Source organism: Pusillimonas sp., from assembly GCF_035515275.1.
GTDB lineage: Bacteria > Pseudomonadota > Gammaproteobacteria > Burkholderiales > Burkholderiaceae_B > Pusillimonas.
The window spans coordinates 1-3,399 of the sequence record NZ_DATJBQ010000114.1 but is presented as its reverse complement, the minus strand read 5'-3'; the positions used below and the strand labels follow the sequence as shown (position 1 = coordinate 3,399).

Annotated in this window: 3 protein-coding genes and 1 pseudogene; all 4 read right to left on the bottom strand. The window is 59.2% G+C overall.

The genetic code is table 11. From position 1 onward, the window contains the following. Positions 1-287: 287 nt before the first annotated feature. Positions 288-2,027: an IS66 family transposase gene (gene tnpC / locus VL003_RS08520; protein WP_414708266.1), complete on the bottom strand. Its 1,740-nt coding sequence runs from the start codon at positions 2,025-2,027 to the stop codon at positions 288-290. Between the two features lie 22 nt (positions 2,028-2,049). After that, positions 2,050-2,409 (bottom strand): IS66 family insertion sequence element accessory protein TnpB, encoded by a 360-nt coding sequence (gene tnpB / locus VL003_RS08515; protein WP_325441505.1) that lies wholly within the window; start codon positions 2,407-2,409, stop codon positions 2,050-2,052. Next, positions 2,410-2,745 (bottom strand): IS66 family insertion sequence element accessory protein TnpA, encoded by a 336-nt coding sequence (gene tnpA / locus VL003_RS08510; RefSeq protein WP_325441503.1) that lies wholly within the window; start codon positions 2,743-2,745, stop codon positions 2,410-2,412. A 143-nt stretch (positions 2,746-2,888) separates the two neighbouring features. Continuing rightward, positions 2,889-3,221: pseudogene (locus tag VL003_RS08505) on the bottom strand (type II toxin-antitoxin system RelE/ParE family toxin); the annotation flags it as partial. Positions 3,222-3,399 lie beyond the last annotated feature (178 nt).

Sequence of the window (3,399 nt, the reverse complement as noted above, 5' to 3'; positions counted from 1 at the left end):
GAACATGAGTTTTTGGGGCGTACCAAACGCTTGGGCTATCTTGTTGCTGGCTTGTCTGTTTGTGTTCTGGCGGGGTTGGGTGGCATTGCACACCTATTGAACTTGATCTGATAATTGTACGGGTCAAACTGGTGCTATCCGCAGATCAAGTCGCGACTGCTACATTTCATTCAACCTTGGCACTTTGTGGCCGAAGGCTTTTTTGCTTAGTATTTGTTTGTGAATGCTAACTGATTTTGTGCTCCAATTGTGCGCCAATCGTAAGCGATCCATGAAGCACAGGGTTTTCAGGCAGCCAGTCCCATGGCAACCTGTTGGACATCTAAATTCCATGGGAGCAAGGCCTCGATGTCTTCAACCGTTTTTGCCAGCGGCAACCGTTCCAGCACATGCTTGAGCCACGTGTAGGGCTCATGGCCATTGGCCTGCGCCGTGGCCACCAGCGAATAGACCACCGCACTGGCGTGGGCGCCGCTCGGCGTGTCCGCGAACATCCAGCCCTTTCTTCCAATCACGAAGGGACGAATCGCGTTCTCGACGGCGTTGTTGTCCACGGGCAAATCACCGCGCTCGGTATAGCGCACCAGGCGCGACCAGTATTTATTCAGGTACGCCAGCGCTTCGCCCAGCTTGGTTTTGGGCGCCACCACCGGCAGGGCTGCATCCAGCCACTCGCGCAACGCGGCCAGCACCGGCAGGCTGCGCGTTTGCCGTGCATGCAGGCGCTGCTCGTCGGTGGCGTCTTTGAACTCGCGCTCGATACGGTACAGACGAGCGAAGTAGTCGATGGCCTGGTCGGCACGGCCCCGCTTGCCCTTGGTCTGGGCCCGTTTGGCGTCGACGAATTTACGCCGGGCGTGGGCGGCGCAAATCAGATGCTCAATGCCACCGGCGCGCACCACCGCGTTATAGCCTTCGTAGCCGTCGGTCATGAGATACCCCTGCCAGCCCTCGAGCAGGCGCAGCGGGACCTGCCCGGAGCGGCTCGGGTCGTAATCAAACAGGATCACCGCTTTGCCCGGTGGCCCGCCGCGTTGCACCCACATATAGCTTTGCGAGGTGGGCGCTTTATCCGGTTCCTTGAGTACCTGGACAGTGGTTTCATCCATATGGATGACGGCGGAGTCCAGCAAGGCGTCGCGCGCCAGGTTATGCAAGGGTTGCAGCACCTTGGACACGTTGATGGCCGAGCGGGCCAGGCTCTGGCGCGGAATAGCCACGCCGCTGCGCTCGAGCACACGGTTAAAACGATTCAACGGCAAGCCATCGACATATTTCACCGTCAGCAGCATGGCCAGGAAGCCCGCACTAAAGTTGCTGCGAGGCAGTGCCGTGGGCGGCACGGGCGCAATGACGGGTGCCGCATCACCGCCCGCACAGGCATACCGAGGCCGTATTGTGCGCAGCACTTCAATGCGCATCGGGATGATGTTTAGCTGTTCGCTGACTTCTTCGCCAATCTTGACCATGTGTTGGCCGCAAGCGCACAGGCGCTGGGCTTCAGGCACATCAATGACGATGTCGACACGCGGTAGCTCGGGAGGTAACGGGCGGCGTTTGCCGCGAGCGGCGGGACGGGATGCTGTACGCGACTGATCATCGTCCTCGTCCTGGTCGTCCTCAGGCTCATCGGTACTGGCATCAATCAACGCCTCGATTTCGTTAAACAGCAACCCCTGACCCCGGTGCGCTTCGCTGCTGGCCGCAAACATCTTGTACCGGGCCAGCCGTATTTCCTCGAGAAATTTTTGCACTTGCACAGCCACTTCGATGGCCACCCGGCGATCGACTTCAGCGCTCACCAGCCGGCTCACTTCGGCCTCTACCCGGCGGGTCACTTCAGTCTCAACTCGGGCGGCGATATCGGCCTGGAGAGTGGGGTGTGTTTCGACGTGAAGGCGTACGCGTTCGGCGCGCAGTAGCGCCTCCAATTCACGTTGCGTTTTCGGCAGAGTAGCGACCGAAGCTGGCACAGAAAGGCCAGGCTTTAACGGTTCGTAGGAGGGCTTTTGGGCGTGAAACGGCATGCCCGTATTTTACCCGATTCTCCTATGAAACGGCCTGATAACTCAAGGTTTTATGCGGTTTATTTGCCCATAAATCAAAGCCTTCCAAGAGCCACTCAAGTTCCTGCAACGTAAGGCAGTGGGTGAGTGTGCCGGACCCCGGTTCGGGCCAGGCGAAGCGCTCTTTCTCCAGGCGCTTTTGCCATAAACAGAACCCGTTGCGATGCCAATAAAGCGCCTTGATCTTGTTGCCATGGCGGTTCACGAACACGAATAAAGCCTCGCCAAACGGATTCATCTGCAGCTCTTGTTCCACCAGGGCGGCCAGGCCATCGATCTGCTTTCTAAAATCCACCGGCGCGCGGCACAAATACACCGAACCGATGCGACTGCCCGGATGCATTTAGCGCACCTGCCGGGCGACTGCACCCGCCAAGGCAGCCAGCCACTCGGGGGTCGGCAGCTGCGCAAGCTCCAGACGCACACCGGGTGCCAGGGTTAACGAACACCGCACGGGCTGGAAAACGTCGCTCACCTGCACCGCCACGAACTGGCCGCTGGCGCGTGGCGCCGCCGACGGGGCGATGGCCGTGCCGCCCGCAGCGGCCTTTAGGTGCTTGCGCCAGTAGTACAACGCCGACGCGGATAAGCCTTCGCGCTTGGCGTAAGCCTTGGTCTGGATGCCTTCGACGGCAATGGCTGCCAAGTGGTCCGACCAGTATTGCATTCTCTTCGACATATATGTCTGCTCCAAAATTGAACAGACTGAAGGTTGCGCCTTCCGTCAAAGCCCGACAAGGATGTGCTTACTGGATCGCTTACGAATGATTACTAAAATTGAGCTGATGAGTAAATGGTTAGAGGCGGCCAGAGACCGCCTTTTTAGTGCTCGCCATTTGGCCACTCGCGGCCAACCGCGGGCGCATCCACCCATTCGCGTTTTCCTGGTGGCAGTGGATACCCGCCGGAGGCTTCGGCCTCTTCCAGCAGTTCGCCTATCGTGTAGCGCGGTGGCCAGTGTCTGGCTGCGTGTAGCACGCGCAGGATGCGCACAGTGTCGTCGGCCGTGTCGTAGATCAGGATGTAAGTCCGGTGTGCGACAAGCTCGCGGGTGCCAGGTGCTCGACCAGTGCGGCCAAGGCCGGAGTGATTTATCAGCAGCGCGGCTTTTTCCGAAAACAATTCATCAAGAGCCAGGGCAGCAGCAGGCGCGTGTTGTGCGGTGTACTACTCGCGTATTTTCTTCCTGTCAGCGTGTGCTGGCCGTGTCCAAACCAGCTTCACGATGCAGTAACACTGGCCATTTTTCGGCGTGTTTCAGCCCGCCAGGCTTCGGCCTCGGCTTCCACTTCGACCGCTGAGATTACGTCGCCTGCATTGGCCGAGTCCAGGC